The 16,386-nt window shown below is 57.9% G+C and carries 20 protein-coding genes; 17 read left to right on the top strand and 3 right to left on the bottom strand.

Annotation, left to right across the window (positions count from 1 at the left end):
• Positions 1–7: 7 nt before the first annotated feature.
• From mobB to KTR06_RS21595, 3 genes are all read right to left on the bottom strand, one after another.
• A complete protein-coding gene (gene mobB / locus KTR06_RS21605) occupies positions 8–1,153 on the bottom strand; it encodes a conjugal transfer protein MobB (protein ID WP_004295463.1) in 1,146 nt (381 codons plus the stop codon).
• On the bottom strand, positions 1,147–1,569 hold the full coding sequence (gene mobA, locus KTR06_RS21600; protein WP_004295462.1) for a conjugal transfer protein MobA: 423 nt from the start codon (positions 1,567–1,569) through the stop codon (positions 1,147–1,149). Before mobA ends, mobB begins: the two co-directional genes overlap by 7 nt.
• Before the next feature lie 390 nt (positions 1,570–1,959).
• Positions 1,960–2,202, bottom strand: a complete 243-nt coding sequence (locus KTR06_RS21595; RefSeq protein ID WP_004295461.1) for a hypothetical protein — start codon at positions 2,200–2,202, stop codon at positions 1,960–1,962.
• A gap of 70 nt (positions 2,203–2,272) precedes the next feature.
• On the opposite strand from KTR06_RS21595, the gene KTR06_RS21590 reads away from it, so the two are divergent.
• From KTR06_RS21590 to KTR06_RS21510, 17 genes are all read left to right on the top strand, one after another.
• Positions 2,273–3,025: a ParA family protein gene (locus tag KTR06_RS21590; protein WP_004295460.1), complete on the top strand. Its 753-nt coding sequence runs from the start codon at positions 2,273–2,275 to the stop codon at positions 3,023–3,025.
• 6 nt (positions 3,026–3,031) lie between these two features.
• On the top strand, positions 3,032–3,454 hold the full coding sequence (locus KTR06_RS21585; RefSeq protein ID WP_004319163.1) for a DUF3408 domain-containing protein: 423 nt from the start codon (positions 3,032–3,034) through the stop codon (positions 3,452–3,454).
• Positions 3,455–3,495: 41 nt separating this feature from the next.
• Positions 3,496–3,915, top strand: a complete 420-nt coding sequence (locus tag KTR06_RS21580) for a DUF3408 domain-containing protein (RefSeq protein WP_004295458.1) — start codon at positions 3,496–3,498, stop codon at positions 3,913–3,915.
• Positions 3,912–4,652 carry a hypothetical protein gene (locus KTR06_RS21575; protein ID WP_004303801.1) on the top strand — a complete coding sequence of 247 codons (741 nt, stop codon included), beginning with the start codon at positions 3,912–3,914 and terminating at the stop codon, positions 4,650–4,652. Before KTR06_RS21580 ends, KTR06_RS21575 begins: the two co-directional genes overlap by 4 nt.
• Positions 4,653–4,797: 145 nt before the next feature.
• Positions 4,798–5,100, top strand: a complete 303-nt coding sequence (locus KTR06_RS21570; protein WP_004303800.1) for a DUF4134 domain-containing protein — start codon at positions 4,798–4,800, stop codon at positions 5,098–5,100.
• A 20-nt stretch (positions 5,101–5,120) separates the two neighbouring features.
• Positions 5,121–5,447: a DUF4133 domain-containing protein gene (locus tag KTR06_RS21565; RefSeq protein WP_029427933.1), complete on the top strand. Its 327-nt coding sequence runs from the start codon at positions 5,121–5,123 to the stop codon at positions 5,445–5,447.
• On the top strand, positions 5,444–7,939 hold the full coding sequence (locus tag KTR06_RS21560; protein ID WP_032568655.1) for a TraG family conjugative transposon ATPase: 2,496 nt from the start codon (positions 5,444–5,446) through the stop codon (positions 7,937–7,939). Before KTR06_RS21565 ends, KTR06_RS21560 begins: the two co-directional genes overlap by 4 nt.
• A 14-nt stretch (positions 7,940–7,953) precedes the next feature.
• Positions 7,954–8,268, top strand: a complete 315-nt coding sequence (locus KTR06_RS21555; protein WP_004295453.1) for a hypothetical protein — start codon at positions 7,954–7,956, stop codon at positions 8,266–8,268.
• Between the two features lie 35 nt (positions 8,269–8,303).
• Positions 8,304–8,924, top strand: coding sequence for a DUF4141 domain-containing protein (locus tag KTR06_RS21550; protein WP_004295452.1), 621 nt, complete (start codon positions 8,304–8,306; stop codon positions 8,922–8,924).
• A gap of 19 nt (positions 8,925–8,943) precedes the next feature.
• Positions 8,944–10,023, top strand: coding sequence for a conjugative transposon protein TraJ (gene traJ / locus KTR06_RS21545; RefSeq protein WP_005681344.1), 1,080 nt, complete (start codon positions 8,944–8,946; stop codon positions 10,021–10,023).
• An 11-nt stretch (positions 10,024–10,034) separates the two neighbouring features.
• On the top strand, positions 10,035–10,658 hold the full coding sequence (gene traK, locus KTR06_RS21540; protein ID WP_004295450.1) for a conjugative transposon protein TraK: 624 nt from the start codon (positions 10,035–10,037) through the stop codon (positions 10,656–10,658).
• A 4-nt stretch (positions 10,659–10,662) separates the two neighbouring features.
• The gene (locus KTR06_RS21535) at positions 10,663–10,962 is read left to right on the top strand and encodes a TraL conjugative transposon family protein (protein WP_004295449.1); all 300 of its coding nucleotides are present in this window, start codon (positions 10,663–10,665) and stop codon (positions 10,960–10,962) included.
• A complete protein-coding gene (gene traM / locus KTR06_RS21530) occupies positions 10,937–12,217 on the top strand; it encodes a conjugative transposon protein TraM (RefSeq protein ID WP_005681343.1) in 1,281 nt (426 codons plus the stop codon). Before KTR06_RS21535 ends, traM begins: the two co-directional genes overlap by 26 nt.
• Positions 12,218–12,289: 72 nt before the next feature.
• Positions 12,290–13,210: a conjugative transposon protein TraN gene (gene traN, locus KTR06_RS21525; RefSeq protein ID WP_004303795.1), complete on the top strand. Its 921-nt coding sequence runs from the start codon at positions 12,290–12,292 to the stop codon at positions 13,208–13,210.
• Position 13,211: 1 nt separating this feature from the next.
• Positions 13,212–13,796: a conjugal transfer protein TraO gene (locus tag KTR06_RS21520; protein ID WP_004319140.1), complete on the top strand. Its 585-nt coding sequence runs from the start codon at positions 13,212–13,214 to the stop codon at positions 13,794–13,796.
• A gap of 13 nt (positions 13,797–13,809) precedes the next feature.
• Entirely contained in the window at positions 13,810–14,253 is a 444-nt protein-coding gene (locus tag KTR06_RS21515) for a DUF3872 domain-containing protein (RefSeq protein WP_004295445.1), read from the top strand.
• A gap of 63 nt (positions 14,254–14,316) precedes the next feature.
• A complete protein-coding gene (locus tag KTR06_RS21510; RefSeq protein WP_005681342.1) occupies positions 14,317–16,269 on the top strand; it encodes a DUF4116 domain-containing protein in 1,953 nt (650 codons plus the stop codon).
• The last annotated feature ends 117 nt before the right edge of the window (positions 16,270–16,386 follow it).

Below are 16,386 nucleotides of genomic sequence, written 5' to 3'. Positions count from 1 at the left end.
TGAGATGTTATACTTTCCTCCGTCGTGAGGTATTCCGCTTCCGTTGCCCGTCCCGTCCGGCAGGCGCTTGTTTCGGGGACAAGCCCCTCGTGTTTTCCCCGGGATTCCGTTTTCCGCCGAAGCGCAGCTCGAAGGCGTTGGCCGAGTATGCCTTTCCCAGCCGTGATCCGTTCACGACCGTCCGTGTTTCGTGGTCAATGAACGTCACACCCACGATGCGGCCGTTTTCGTTGCGTCGTATGTAGAGATCCACCCGGGCTCCCCGCAGGCGTTCGCGCAGTTCTTCCTCCGTGGGTTCTCCCCGAAGCGCTTTATCGACCCGGCCACGGATTTGCCTCCTCGTGTCGTCCTTCCCGAACCGTTCGGCGCTACGCTCCATGTGCCGTTCCAGCCCGTCATACCCGACCTCTTTACCGAACAGTGAGGATTTGAGCGGCGCGGCCACTGCCTTGTCCCCGTTCTCGTCCAGCAGCGTGTAGAGCAATCCCCGGTAGGGGGTTCCGTTCCGCTCTCCCCGGACTTCCTCTATACCTATATTATATAAGGACAGCAATGCCCGGAACTCGCCGAGGGTCTGGAAGCGGTATGTCGCCACGGCCGGTTTTATTACCGCTGCCACCTGGCGTTTCAGGTCGCCCCGCGTGTAATCGGCGGGGACGATCCCTTGCCCTTTCTCCCGCCTTCTCCCTTTGGCGGGATGCAGTCCGTACTCCCGTTCCAGTTCCTCGGTAACGGCCACGCTGCGTTCGTTGCGCCTGCTGTCGTTTATCTTGCGCCCGTCCTGGGCCACCTGCACCGACACGATATGGATATGCTCCCGTCCGATGTCGGTATGCTTGAATACGATATAAGGTTGTCCTCCCCAGCCCATGCGCTCCATGTAGGCCCCGGCTATCTCCGCGAGCTGCCCGTCGTCAAGGCGGTCTTCGGGAGCCGGGTTGAGCGATACGTGCACGACGGGTTTTTCCGTCCGGTAGTGCGAGGGCATCCAGCGCAGGAGGTCTTCTGCCGTCGCGGCCACGTTGAAGCGCCCATCCGCCGGCTCCCTCACGATGTGGGTCAGCAGTACTTTCCCGTCGCCCCGATCGACTTTCTCCTGGTTGTACGCCAGCGCGCCGTACACGTCTTTTCCGGTGGTGATATTGGCTACCATCGCTGTTTGAACTCTTCGGAGAGCGACACGACCTGCTGCCCGACGGCCGCCAGTTCACGTGTCGCTCTCTCCAGTTTATAGAGCAGCGCGAGTGTTTTCTTCTCGGAAAAATGCGCGTGCAGCTCCTTCACCACCTGGTTGTAATTCGTTCCCACGGCACGGAATTGGGCGTGGAAAGCGGTCAGCTTCGCCACGTATTCGAGCGTTCCCCGGTCGGTCTTTACCACCCGGAACGCCTCGTTGAACACTCTCGCTTTGATAAAAGCGGCTTTGGACAATAGCCCGGACTGCTCGTAAAGGTCGAGGAAACGGGCATGTTCCACGGCTGAAAAGTTTACCGAAAAGCGGTAAACGGCCGGGTCGTTTTTCGCGGGTCGTCCCCCTTTGCCCCCTCGGGGCTTTCTGTTCTTTTCCATCGCATCGAAATTTTAAGGAGAGGCCAGAGCCCCACCGGTTCCTGAAAATTCCGATCCCTTCGCGGCCTGCCGCCCTTCTGAAAAGCACCGACTCCGGAGGTGCTTTCTCCCCCTTGCGGGCAAGCTGTTTTCTGCTGCAAAACGAGAATCGTGCAGCAGAAAACACAGCTTGCTATTTGCCCTTTGCAAATACCTTCTGCCCGCTCGCGGACAGAACATTGAAAGAGCCGCCGTAAAACGGGGCAAGGACGGCTTCATTAGCGTCGGGATCGTTCACGAGGCAAAGATACCGACCTATTCAATCACTTGTGCCATAAGCGATTACGCCACTTGCGTCCACTTTGACGCCACACGCGGCCATAGCGGAAAAAGAGCATACAACCCGTGTTTTTAAGGGTTTACTTTGCACGTGAGAACGGATACGGGCAATGACACATCCCCCTGTCCGCACACGTGTGGACGGATGCAGAAAACATCGTGTGCAGAGGAAAAAGCGGGTCTTTGTCCGGATAAGCAAATGCGGTTGCGCATGAGTATAAAATCGGACACGCGCCCATGCACCGGCATACCGGCGTAACAGCCTGCCAGCGCACCAGCATATATGCGTGCCGGCATACCAGCATAAAATCTCATGCCGTCACTTGTCCGGATACGTGAAGAGATGAACGATTACCCGATTGTATAACTAAAAACGCATGGAACAATGAAAGAGAAAACGAAATTCGTGGCCTTCTCCACCCAGAAAGGCGGAGCGGGCAAAACCACCCTCACGGTGCTGGCAGCCTCTTACCTGCACTATGTAAAGGGTTTCAATGTCGCGGTCATCGACTGCGATTATCCCCAACACTCCATCGTGGAGATGCGGGAACGTGACCTGAAGCTTGCCCTCGAAGACGAACATTACAAGAGGTTAGCTTACGAACAATTCACCCGGCTTCAAAAGAAAGCCTATCCTGTCGTGGAAAGCAACACGAAAGAGGCGTTGGCCGATGCCGACTACCTCCTGCCGCAAGGTGATTTCGATTATGTGTTCTTCGACCTTCCCGGTACGATCAATAACGAGGATCTGATTCATTCCCTGGCCGGAATGGATTATCTCGTCGCCCCGATCAGTGCCGACCGGGTTGTCATGGAAAGCACCCTGAATTACGCGGTTGTGGTAAAGGAGCATATCATGGGCCGCGAGAAGTCCCGGATGAAAGGGCTGTATATGCTATGGAACATGGTGGACGGACGTGAAAAGACAGAGTTATATCAGGTTTACGAGGCGGTAATGAAAGAGCTGGGTCTTCCTGTTCTGAAGACCTTCCTGCCTGACACCAAGCGTTTTCGTCGTGAGCAGAACGCCAGCCGTCGCTCTGTCTTCCGCTCCACGCTCTTCCCGGCAGACCGTTCTTTGATCCGGGGCAGCAACCTGGATAAACTCGTGGATGAATTGATCGAACTGTTAAAGTAGGATCTTATGAGCGGAAAAGAACATGACGACGGTTTGGACGCTTCCTTCATCATCAGCCAGGCCAAAAGCCGAAACCGGCCATTACATCCTTACACGCCGGAAAAAGAGGAGGAGGCATCGGCTCTATCGGAACCGTCCGGCGAGGCCGCCGCCTCGCCGGCTACGAAAGAGGAGGGACGCCGCCGAAGAGGGAAAGGCCAGGATTACGAGCGTCTTTTTATCCGGAACGCCCCCTCCAATACCCGAAGCGGCAAAACGGTGTATATCCGCAAGGAGTTTCACGAGCGTATAACCCGGATAGTGCAGGTTATCGGTAAGAACGAACTCTCGCTGTATAGCTACCTGGACAATGTGCTGGAGCAGCATTTCGCGACCTATCAGGAGGAAATTTCGGAACTCTACAAGAAACGGAACTCCGATATTTTTTAGTTATGAACCCAATATTTACAACCTATTAAAAACAATCCATCATGTCAGACAAAGCAATTATTTTATCTGTTATCCTGGCGGCCGTCCTTTGCGTCGCCGTGCCCTTCATCTTCCGCGTGTGCCGCTACCGGCGCAGGATGAAAACCCTTATCGTCCCCGACGGCCCTTCGGGGGAGGTCGCCGTGGGGACTGTCCCCACCCCCGAGGCCGAGTACCTGGCCCGTTACATCTGCCTGCTGCGGCTGCCTTTCGCCGGTAACAAGCACGTGAAGATACGTCCGTCGTATCACGAGCGTATCCGCGAGATCACCCGTGTCATCGGTCGTGGCGACGTGACGATCACGGCCTACGTGGACAAGGTTCTCAAGGCGCACCTGGACGATAACCGGGAAACCATCGAGCGGCTTTTCGAGGAACGCGAGGCCGTGGCCTCCCGGCAACCCAAAGCGGAGGAGCGATGAACGGGGCGTTGTGGCTGCTGCCCCTCTTTGCCGTGGGGTATGCCTTGTGGGCGTTTTTCCGCCTGCGGCGGATGGAACGTAACGAACCGGCAGACGGGATCGTTGCCGAAGACACGCCCTGCCGGCAGGAGATCATCGGCAGGAGCCGCTTTGTCCTCGACCCGCGCCACTCCCGGCCACAAGCTGCCGTAGAATCTGAAACTGAAAAAGTTACGGAAAAAGCCGATATATTTGTGCCCACGAATGTACCCGAACACCCCCGGCAGATTCCGCCGGAAGACCTGGATGAAGTGTTCGGTGTCGCTCCCGAGGGGGAGCCTAACGAACCTCTGGAAATCGACTTTCCGCTGTACGATGAATCTTTCCCGGATGCGGACGCGGAGGAGCCGGATTATGACGAGGATGAAGACGACACCGAAGAGCTGCCCCTTTTGGGCCGCTCGCTTGCCCAGGGGGTTAGTTTTGAACAGATGGGCGAAGCCTACCGCCACGTGGTACATGATCCACCTTCAACAGACGAGCAAAGGGAGGAAACGGGACGTGTCCTCCTGGGCCTGAAACAGACCGACATGTTCGAGGTCATCGTTTCGGGCCGCCCCGACGGGAACGACAGGGTAAAATCCCTGATCGACACCTACCTCTCGGCCTTTCACCGGCGTATGTCCGAGAGGTCTGCGGAAAGCCCATCTCCGCAGGGTTCGGTTCCCACGGGTTTCGACGTCCGTGAGTTTGTTTAACCCCATAATGACATCACGATGAAAGAAAAAGACTACGGGTAGCACGTGAGGCTATCCTCGAACCACTGAAAAAATCCGAATCAAGAAGTTTAACCCGGTGCGGGGCCTATCCATCCCCGCGCCACAATTCAAACATTATCGAGTTATGAGAAAGAACAAGATTCTTCTTCCGGCGGCATTTCTCTTTGCCGCCATCTCCTCCGCTTTCGCGCAGGGCAACGGCATCGCCGGCATTACGGAGGCTACCAACATGGTAACCAGCTACTTCGATCCCGGAACGAAGCTCATCTACGCGATTGGGGCTGTGGTCGGCCTTATCGGCGGGATCAAGGTCTATAACAAGTTTTCGAGCGGCGACCCCGACACGTCGAAGACCGCCGCGAGCTGGTTCGGCGCGTGTATTTTCCTGATTGTCGCCGCGACGATCCTACGCTCTTTCTTCTTGTAGTCCAACCTGTCATGCAAATAATTATGGAATATGGAATCAACAAGGGAATCGGCAAGAGCGTGGAGTTCCGGGGCCTGAAGGCGCAGTACCTCTTCATCTTCGCGGGCGGCCTGCTGGCCGTCTTCGTGGTGTTCGTCATCCTCTACATGGCAGGGGTCGATCAGTGGGTATGTATCGCTTTCGGCGTTGCGGCGGCTTCGGTGCTGGTCTGGCTTACCTTCCGCCTGAACGCCCGTTACGGGGAACACGGGCTGATGAAGCTGTTCGCCGCGCGCCGGCATCCCCGCTACCTGCTCAACCGCAAGTCCCTGCGCCGGTTGCTGAAAAGAAAGGGGGGCCGCGTATGAGAAACATCTTGAAAGCCACCACGCTGGAAAGCAAGTTCCCGCTCCTGGCCGTGGAAGGCGGTTGTATCATCAGCAAGGACGCGGACATAACGGTCGCCTATCGGGTCGAACTCCCGGAGCTGTTCACCGTCACGTCCGCCGAGTACGAGGCGATCCACGCCGCCTGGTGCAAGGCCCTGAAGGTCTTGCCCGAATACAGCGTGGTACACAAGCAGGACTGGTTCATCCGCGAGCGTTACCGCCCGGCCACGGGCGAGGGGGACATGAGTTTCCTCTCCCGCAGTTACGAGCGGCATTTCAACGAGCGTCCGTTCCTGACCCACGCCTGCTTCCTCTACCTGACGAAAACGACGAGGGAGCGTATGCACATGCGTTCAGACTTCTCGACCCTCTGCCGGGGCAACATCATTCCCAAAGAGGTAAACCGGGAATCGGCGACAAAATTCCTGGAGGCGGCGGAACAGTTCGAGCGTATTCTGAACGATTCGGGTTTCCTGACCCTTGTCCGCCTCACGGGGGACGAGATCACGGGTACGGCGGATTGTCCGGGCCTGCTGGAACGGTACTTTTCCCTCTCGCTCTCGGAGACGACTTCTCTTCAGGACATCGAGCTGGGGGCCGAGGTTCTGCGCGTGGGCAACAAACGGGTGTGCCTGCACACGCTCTCGGACACGGAAGACCTGCCGGGGCGCGTGGGTACGGATACCCGTTACGAGCGTCTTTCCACCGACCGTTCGGACTGCCTGCTGTCGTTCGCGGCCCCCGTGGGGCTTCTGCTTTCCTGCGACCACCTTTACAACCAGTACGTGTTCCTGGAAGACAGCGACGAAAACCTGCGTATGTTCGAGAAACGTGCGCGTAACATGCAGTCCCTTTCCCGCTACTCCCGCGGAAACCAGATAAACAAGGAGTGGATCGACCAGTATCTCAACGAGGCGCACTCGTTCGGTCTTCAATCCGTCCGGGCCCATTTCAACGTGCTGGCCTGGTCGGACGACGTGCAGGAGCTCCGGCATATCCGCAATGATGTGGGCAGCCAGCTCGCTCTGATGGAGTGCCGCCCGCGCCACAACACCGTGGACGCCGCCACGCTCTACTGGGCGGGTATGCCGGGCAACGCGGGGGATTTCCCCGCCGAGGAATCGTTCTACACGTTCATCGAGCCCGCAGTCTGTTTCTTCACGGAGGAAACCAACTATAAATCCTCGTCCAGCCCTTTCGGCATCAAGCTGTGCGACCGCGTAAGCGGCAGGCCCCTGCACCTGGACATCTCGGACGAACCGATGAAAAAAGGGATCATTACGAATAGGAATAAATTCGTGTTAGGCGGCTCTGGGTCAGGCAAGTCGTTCTTTATGAATCATTTAGTCCGCCAATACTGGGAGCAGGGCACGCATGTCGTGCTGGTGGATACCGGTAACAGCTACCAGGGTCTTTGCGAGCTGATCCGGCGTAAGACCAAAGGTGAGGACGGCGTGTATTTTACCTATACCGAGGAACATCCCATCAGTTTCAACCCGTTCTACACCGACGACTACTATTTCGACGTGGAGAAGAAGGACAGCATCAAGACGCTGCTGCTGACACTCTGGAAAACCGAGGACGACAAGATCACGAAGACCGAGAGCGGCGAGCTGGGCAGTGCCGTGAACGCCTATATCGAGCGTATCCGCGCCGACCGGAATATCGTGCCGTGTTTTGACAGTTTCTACGAGTACCTGCGGGACGACTACCGCCGCGAGCTGGAGGAGCGGGAGATCCGGGTCAGCCGCGAGGATTTCAACATCGACAACATGCTCATCACCCTGCGGCAATATTACAAGGGCGGACGCTACGACTTCCTTTTGAACTCCCGGGCCAACATCGACCTGCTCTCGAAGCGCTTCGTGGTCTTCGAGGTGGATTCCATCAAGGAAAACAAGGAGCTTTTTCCCGTGGTCACCATTATCATCATGGAGGCTTTCATAAACAAGATGAGACGGCTCAAGGGGGTACGCAAACAGCTCATCGTCGAGGAGGCCTGGAAGGCGCTCTCTACGGCCAATATGGCTGAATATCTGCGTTATATGTATAAAACCGTCCGCAAATACTACGGTGAGGCCATCGTTGTGACGCAGGAGGTCGAGGACATCATTTCCAGCCCGGTGGTCAAGGAGGCGATCATCAACAACTCGGACTGCAAGATCCTGCTCGACCAGCGCAAGTTCATGAACCGTTTCGACGCGATTCAGTCCTTGTTGGGGCTGACCGACAAGGAGAAGGCGCAGATTCTCTCGATCAACCAGTCCAACAACCCTTCCCGTAAATACAAGGAGGTCTGGATCGGTCTGGGCGGCGTTCAGTCGGCGGTCTATGCCACGGAGGTCAGCGTCCCGGAGTACCTGGCCTACACGACCGAGGAAACGGAGAAAGTGGAGGTACAGCGGCTTGCCGGCGAGCTGGGCGGTGATATAGAACTGGCGATCAGGCAGCTCGCCGAGGGCAAACGTTAAAGGGAGGGCAGGCCATGTATCGCAAGTGTATCGGATCAGACCCCACGGCGGCGCGTTTGGACTTCGCGCTGTACGAGGTGGCGGGCGAGTGGGAAAGCCGCTCGGGTTCTCCCCGGGTTCGCATCTACCGCAACCCGGGACGCCGGGGCGGCGGTTTTTACGTGGAGGTGTCCTACAAGGACGGGACACGCTTCTCCCGTCCCGTGAGGAAGTATTGGGGAGGTATCCGTTACTTCGACCTCTACGGGTATGTCGCCCTGGCCTACGATGTGGGGCGCGAGGTGCTCCAGCTCTCCGCCTACGGGGATTATTACCGGGCGTCGGAATGACCGCCCAAGTATTCACGAATTAAATAATGAAAAGGATGAAACGATTGATTTTAACGCTGTTCGTGGGGCTTCTTTGCTTCACGTACCAGGCAAAAGCGCAGTGGACGGTCATCGACCCGTCGAACCTCGTTCAGAACATCAAGAGCGCGGTTCAAAGCTCGACCACGGCGACCAACATGGTCAAGTCGCTGCAAGAGAGTATCAAGATTTATAACCAGAGCAAGGCTTACTACGACGCCCTCAAATCGGTGCATAACATCATCAAGGATGCCCGGAAGGTGAAGCTGACGCTCGAAATGGTCAGCGAGATCACGGAAATCTACACCTCGGGATTCAACCGTATGGTTTCAGACCCGAACTTCACGGTGGACGAGCTGGCGGCGATCTCGGCGGGTTACGCCCGGCTGCTGGAGGAGGGCGGTGCGCTGGTGGCGGAACTCAAGACGGTCATAACCGGCGGCAACGGCCTCTCGCTCTCGGACAAGGAGCGGATGGACGTGGTGGATCAGGTTTACACGAAGATGCTGGAGTACCGCAACCTCACGCGCTATTACACGCGCAAGACCATCTCCGTGTCCTTCATCCGCAGCCGCGAAAAGGGCGACGCGCACCGGGTGCTGGCACTTTACGGGAACCCGAACGACAGATATTGGTAACCTGAAAACGGAGGCAGTCATGGATTTCGACAATTTACACCAGGTTCTCCGGAACCTGTATCAGGAGATGATGCCGCTATGCGGCGACATGATCGGGGTGGCGAAAGGTATCGCCGGCCTGGGTGCGCTCTTTTACGTGGCTTACCGGGTATGGAAGGCACTGGCCAGCGCGGAGCCTATCGACGTGTTCCCGCTCCTGCGGCCTTTCGCCATCGGCTTGTGCGTGATGTTCTTTCCCACCGTGGTTCTGGGGACGATCAACGCTGTGATGTCGCCCGTGGTGCAGGGCACGCACGCCATACTGGAGGGGCAGACATTGGATTTGCAGGCATACCAGCAACAGAAGGACGATTTGGAAGCCGAGGCCCGCAGGCGCGAGGGCAAGGCTTGGTTAGTGGACGACGAGGTGTATGAACAACGGCTTGCGGATATGGGTATCACGGATTTGGGCGAGATTATCAGCATGTGGGCCGAACGCACGTGGTACGACATCAAGGCCGGTTTCCGGCAGCTTGTCCGGGACTTCTTCGAGTTGTTGTTCAACGCCGCGGGGCTTACCATCGACACGCTGCGGACATTCTTTTTAGTCGTGCTGTCGATTCTGGGGCCCTTGTCGTTCGCCCTCTCCATTTACGACGGCTTCCACTCGACGCTCGCGAGTTGGATTTCCCGCTATATCAGCGTGTACCTTTGGCTTCCCATCGCCGACCTGTTCTCCGCGGTGCTGGCCAAGATCCAGACGTTGATGCTCCAGGCGGACGTCCTGGCCCTGCAAGACCCCAACTACATTCCCGACAGCGGCAGCGGTGTCTATATTATCTTTTTGATTATAGGTATCATAGGCTATTTCACGATCCCCACCGTTGCCGAGTGGGTGATCCAGTCGGGCGGAGCCGGCGGGGCTATGGGCGGTATCAACAAGGCCGGGGCATTCGCCACGGGTGTCGCTGGCGGTATCGCCGGCAACATGATCGGCCGCACGTTCGGGCGTCGCGGCGGTGGCGGTTCCTCCTCCGGTAACGGCGGCGGTGGCCCGGCTTCGGGCAGTGCCCCCAACGGGCGCAACCTGGCAACACAAGGTAACAGTAATCATTCATAACAATTTGGACAATGGAATTCAAGTCATTAAAAAACATCGAAACAAGTTTCAGGCAGATTCGGCTTTTCGGTATCGTGTTCCTCTGCCTGTGCGCGCTGGTATCCGTGTTCAGCGTGGTCGCGAGCTTCCGTTTCGCCGAAAAGCAGCGCGAGAAGATCTACGTCCTGGACGGGGGCAAGTCGCTGATGCTGGCGCTATCGCAGGATTTGAGCCAGAACCGCCCCGTGGAGGCGCGCGAACATATCCGGCGTTTTCACGAGTTGTTCTTTACCCTCTCGCCCGACCGTGCGGCCATCGAGAGCAACATCAACCGCGCGCTGTTCCTGGTCGATAAGAGCGCCTTCGCCTATTACCAGGACATGCAGGAGAAAGGTTACTACAACCGTGTGGTGTCGGGGAACATCAGCCAGCGTATCGAGGTGGACTCCGTGGTGTGCGACTTCAACGCCTATCCCTACCGGGCCATGACCTATGCCCGGCAAATGATTGTCCGCGAGAGCAACATCACCGAGCGTTCGCTGGTCACGCGCTGCGAGCTGATCAACTCGGGGCGTTCGGACAATAACCCGCAGGGTTTCATCATGGAGAAATTCGAGATTCTGGAGAACCGCGATTTACGTACATTAAAAAGATAAGGCTATGGCAAAGAAGAGAATAAAGGCTTTCGGGGAGTGGGTCGAAGACCACCTGCGCCGCGCTTGCGGGGCACTCTCGCCCGATAAGCGGATTATCGTGATCCTCACGCTGCTCTTGTTCTTTTCCGTCTTGTCGCTCTACTTTACCGTGTCTTCCATCTACCGCTTCGGCAAGGGAGCCGGGGAACGGATGCAGATACGGCATATCGAGCGGCTGGAACTGGAATTAAGACAACGGCAGGAGGCCGACAGTGTAAAACATCTAAAAGATTTCAATTATGACGACGAACGAAAAACAGAATAAACAGCCGGAGGCGGGGAAAAAGGAACTCACGCCCCGGCAGATACAGATGCGGAAGAAGATGGTGGTCTTCCCGCTCTTTTTCCTGGCCTTTGCCGGGTGCATGTGGCTGATCTTCTCCCCCGGCGAAAAAGAACGGGAGGAGCCTTCGGCGGGTTTCAACACGGAGCTGCCGACCCCGGAATCGGAGGGTATCCTCTCGGACAAGCGTGATGCCTACGTGCAGGAGGAGATGCGGCGCAGGGAGCGGGAAAAGATGCGCTCCTTGCAGGATTTCGCGTTCGGGATGGAGGACGAGGAGGAAGAGCCCGTCATGCCCGCTGCCGTGCCGGATAAGTCTTCCGGCTCTGCCGGCGGTTCGTCGGGAGCTTTCCGGACTTCCCGTGCCGCCTATGCCGACATCAACCGCCAGTTAGGCAGTTTCTACGAGGACACCGCCGGTGAAACGGGGGAAGAGCGCGAGATGCAGGCCCGCATCGAGGAACTGGAACGCCGCCTGGAAGAACAGCAGGCGCAGAAAACGGCCCAGGAGGAGCAGGTGGCGCTGCTGGAGAAGTCCTACGAGATCGCCGCCCGCTACATGAATGGCGGTCAGGCCCCTGAAGCCCCGCGTCAGAAAGCCTCCGTTTCCGGCAAGGCTTCCGTGCAGCCCGTGCGCCAGGTGCGCCGTAACATCGTGTCGCTGCTCGCCGCCCCGCTGCCCGATTCGGTCTTCGCCCGTGAGTTCGTCAAGCCCCGGAACTGGGGTTTCAACACGGTGGGGAGCGACCTTCGCGAGCCCGAGCGCAACAGTATCCGCGCCGCCGTGCAGCAAACCGTGACGCTCACCGATGGCGGGGAGGTTACTTTCCGGCTGCTGGAACCGATGATGGCGGGAGATCTGCTCATCCCCTCGGGTACGCCCGTAACGGGGGCGGCGAGGATCAACGGCGAACGGCTGACGGTCAAGGTCAGCGCTGTCCAGCACGGCGGGGCGGTCGTTCCGGTCGATCTGTCGGTCTATGACACGAACGGCAACGAGGGTATTCCCGTGCCGGGGTCGGAAGAACTCAATGCCGTGAAGGAGATCGCCGCCAATATGGGCGCGGGCATGGGCAGCAGTATCACGATCACGGACGATGCCGGTTCGCAACTGCTCTCCGACCTGGGGCGCAGCGCCATCCAGGGCGTGTCGCAATACGTGAGCAAGAAGATGCGCTCGGTCAAGGTCACGCTCAAGGCCGGTTACAGCGTCCTGCTGCTCCCGCCCCTTCAATAAGGGTACAAACGACGTACTTCCGTACACCACTGAAAAAATCCATTTTTATCAACAATCAAAAAATTATCGAGTATGAAAAAGATTCTTCTGGCACTCGCTTTTATCGGGTGCATGTTCGCTGCCCACGCGCAGGAAAAGCCCTCCACGGGCGATTTGTACGACGGTCTTACCCGTCCGCTGACTTTCAACCGGGTTATCCCGCCCTACGCGCTGGAGGTGACGTTCAGCAAGACCGTGCATGTGATTTTCCCCTCGGCCATCCGTTACGTCGATCTGGGGTCTTCGGATCTTCTGGCGGCGAAAGCCGATGGCACGGAAAACGTGCTGCGTGTAAAGGCGGCCCTGCGTGATTTCTCGCGCGAGAGCAACCTTTCGGTCATTACCGAGGACGGGGCCTATTACAGCTTCAATGTCAAGTATGCCGACGAGCCGGTGAAACTGTCGGTCGAGATGGCGGACTTCCTGCATGACGGGGAGGCGGTAAACCGCCCCAATAACGCGCTGGACATCTATTTGCAGGAGTTGGGATGCGAATCTCCGCTGCTGGTCAAACTGATCATGCAGTCCATTTACAAGAATGACCGCCGCGAGATCAAGCATATCGGTTGCAAGCGTTTCGGGGTACAATACCTCCTCAAAGGTATCTACGTGCATAACGACCTGCTTTATTTCCACCTCCAACTGAAAAACTCCTCCAACGTGCCTTTCAACGTGGACTACCTGACGTTCAAGATTACGGACAAGAAGGTGGCCAAACGCACGGCCATCCAGGAGCAGGTCGTATGGCCCGTGCGTGCGTACAACAACGTGCAGGTCATCGGCGGCAAGCGTACCGAGCGCATGGTCTTCACGCTCCCGAAGTTCACGCTGGCCGACGACAAGCAGCTGGTCGTGGAACTGCACGAGCAGCAGGGCGGGCGACACCAGACTTTCACGGTGGAGAATGCCGACCTGGTGCGCGCACGTGTTATCAACGAGTTAAAGGTAAAGTGATATGAAACGGGCGATATTCATTCTCACGCTGGGGTTATGCCTCCTCCTTTCGGACGGGGCGCACGCCCAGCGTGCCCTGCCCGCCATGCGCGGGCTGGAAATACGGGGAGGCATGGCCGACGGCTTCTATACCCGGGACAGCCGCAGCGAAACGGGCTACTGGTTCGGGCTGGCCATGAGCCGCTACGCGAAGAATGCCGACAAGTGGGTGTTCGGCGCGGAGTTCCTGAACCGTTATTACCCCTACAAGTCGGAACGTATCCCGGTGGCGCAGTTCACGGCCGAGGGAGGTTACTATTACAAGTTCCTCGCCGACCCGTCCAGGACTTTTTTCTTCTACCTCGGCGGCTCGGCGCTGGCCGGTTACGAGAGTGTGAACCGGGGCGAAAGGCGGCTCTATGACGGCTCTACGCTCCGCCACCGCGACCGTTTCCTCTATGGCGGGGCCGTCACGCTGGAGGTCGATGCGTACCTGACCGACAGGATTATCCTCTCGCTGACGGGGCGTGAGCGTATCCTATGGGGCACTACAACGGGACATTTCCACGCGCAGTTCGGCCTGGGCGTGAAATTCATAATCCATTAAACTTGCAAGCGACATGAAAAAGATGAAAAAGATATTGGCCCTGGCGGTCTGGATCGCCGCCCTGGGTCTTTTATGCGCATCCTGCGACAACGGGCTGGATATACAGCAGGCGTACACGTTCTCTCTGGAAACGATGCCCGTTCAGAAGCGAATCTCCGTTGGTGAAACCGCTGAAATCCGCTGCACGCTCGTGCGGGAGGGGAGATATGACGGCGCACGTTACACGATCCGCTATTTCCAGCCCGACGGGCGCGGTGAGTTGAGGATGGACGACGGTACGGTGTTCCTGCCCAACGACCGCTATCCGCTCGACCGTGAGGTGTTCCGCCTCTATTACACATCGCGCAGCGATGACCAGCAGACCATCGACGTCTATGTCGAGGACAACACGGGTCAGGTCGTGAAGACCTCCTTCACGTTCCAGAGCGAGAACGGGACGGAGGAAACGGAACGATAACGGAATATGTCTAACCAAGAGAAGCGCCCGTCACCCGGGCGCTTTCCATAAATACTGAAAACCATGACAGAGCAAGAGAGAATAGATATAGCCTATCTCGATACGGGGGTGTACGAGAACCCGTGGCGTGAGAACCTTTTCGAGACGCTGCCCGAGGATCGGAAAACGGCGGAGGTCTGCCGTTTCGCCATCAAGAAATCGGCTTTCAACATCGAGTTCGTTCCCGAAGCGATGAAAACGCCGGAACTTTGTCTTGCCGCGGCCGGCTACCGGGGCGAAACACTGAAATTCGTCCCTGACCGTCTGAAGACACCGAAAATGTGCCGTGCCGCCGTCGATAGCAACAGCTACGCGCTGTATTACGTTCCGGAGGGGTTGAAGACCCCCGAACTGTGCATGGCGGCCGTGAAGCGCAACGGCCTGGTGCTGGAGGCCGTTCCCGGGGAATTGAGGACGCCGCAAATATGCCGTGCGGCGTTGAAAGCGGTGGACAGTGCCGATTACAAGATACTCCCTTACATTCCGTATCCCGATATATGCCTGGAAGGGCTGAAAAAATTCGGGATGTCGTTCGTGGACAAGTTCGAGATTTTCGCCTCCATTGCCCCGGAGGTCATGACCGGGGAGCTGGCCCTTCACGGCGTGGGGATGGACGCGTCCTGCCTTTCGCTCGTGCCGGTGGAACTGCGCACGGAGGCAGTCTGCCTGCGTGCCGTCAGTGGGGACGGCATCCTGCTCCATGAAGTGCCGGAGGAATTACGCACGGAACGGGTCTGCGAGGCTGCCGTGTCCTCGAACTACCTGGCACTGGAGTACGTTCCGAAGCATCTGAAAACCGACCGTCTGTGCGAGATAGCGCTGGAGCGCGATCCCCTGGCCATCCGCTTTTTCAACCCCGAACAGCTCACGCCGGAGGTCTGCAACCGGGCGTTGGCCCGTGCCGACGACCTGCGTGTCCTCCGCTATATCCCTTTCGAGGATATACACATGAAGGCGTTGGGGTTCTATTGCACGAATTACGAGAAGACCTTCGATTTTTTGCAGCACATGAACCCGGCACACGTCACGCCGAAAGTGGCCCGGGAAATTTTCGCCCTGGAGCCGGAGCTGTTCTACAACCTTCCCGACCACGCCAAGAACGAGGAGATGTGCCGCCGGGCCGTCGGGCACGACGGGAGCTACCTGCAATATGTCCCCGAGAAGTGGAAAACGCCGGAGTTGTGCATGGAGGCCATACGGCGCAGTCCCTATGCCATCGCCCACCTGCCCGAGAGCATGAAAAGCCCGGATCTATACATGAGCCTGGTGCGGGAGAACCCGCAAAACCTGAAAGGCGTCCCCCGCGAAGCCCGGACGCCGGAGATGAGCCGGGAGGCTTTCGAGCGTACCTACGGGAAGGACAAAACCGATTTCTCGGTTATCAGCGCGTTGAGCGACCCCGCCCTGGTCTTGCAGGTGTTCCGCGAGCAGGACGACCCGCAGAAGATACACCGGTTGATGAGTGTCCTGCACCTGAACCGCCGGCTTGTAACGGAGGAGGTGGCGTTGGAGGCCGTTCGCAAGGATGCGGGGGTGCTGTATGACATTCCCCAGACGGCCATCACGCCGCTCGTGGCCGATACGGCCGTGCGGGGCGACCCGAGGATGATCCAGTGGGTTCCGAGGGAGCTTCGCACGGCGGATCTGTGCCTCTATGCCGAGGCCGCCCATCCAGAGTTGCGGGTTTACGTTCCCGACGAGATAGCGAAGGGACGTAATATCTATTCGTTCCACCGTCAGGTGGACGCGAAATTGCGGCAGCCGCTCGAATACGAACAATACAAGACCCTCTACTCGGGCGGCGCGGTGCGTGTGAACAACGTGTGGACGTCGGTTGCGGGTGAGATTGATTGCTGCGAGGTGCGTTACGACCGTAAGACGGAGAAACTCAAACTGCGGATCGTCGAACCGCCCAGGGAGAAGAAGGCGCAGCCGAAGGTCGCGCCCCGCAAACCCGCCCGGGGGCCGAAATTGTAGGACGGCGGGTAGTTCTTTGGCAGGAAGGTTGTTAAAAATCGCACGTGTTGTCGCCGATACCCGGATGAAATCGTTATATTTGCAATCGAATCCTCCGGCGGCGTGCCGCCGGGCGAT

Source organism: Bacteroides sp. MSK.20.12 (assembly GCF_019052435.1).
Lineage (GTDB): Bacteria > Bacteroidota > Bacteroidia > Bacteroidales > Bacteroidaceae > Bacteroides > Bacteroides xylanisolvens.
The sequence above is the reverse complement of the archived record's forward strand: the minus strand, read 5'-3'. Positions and strand labels throughout refer to the sequence as shown.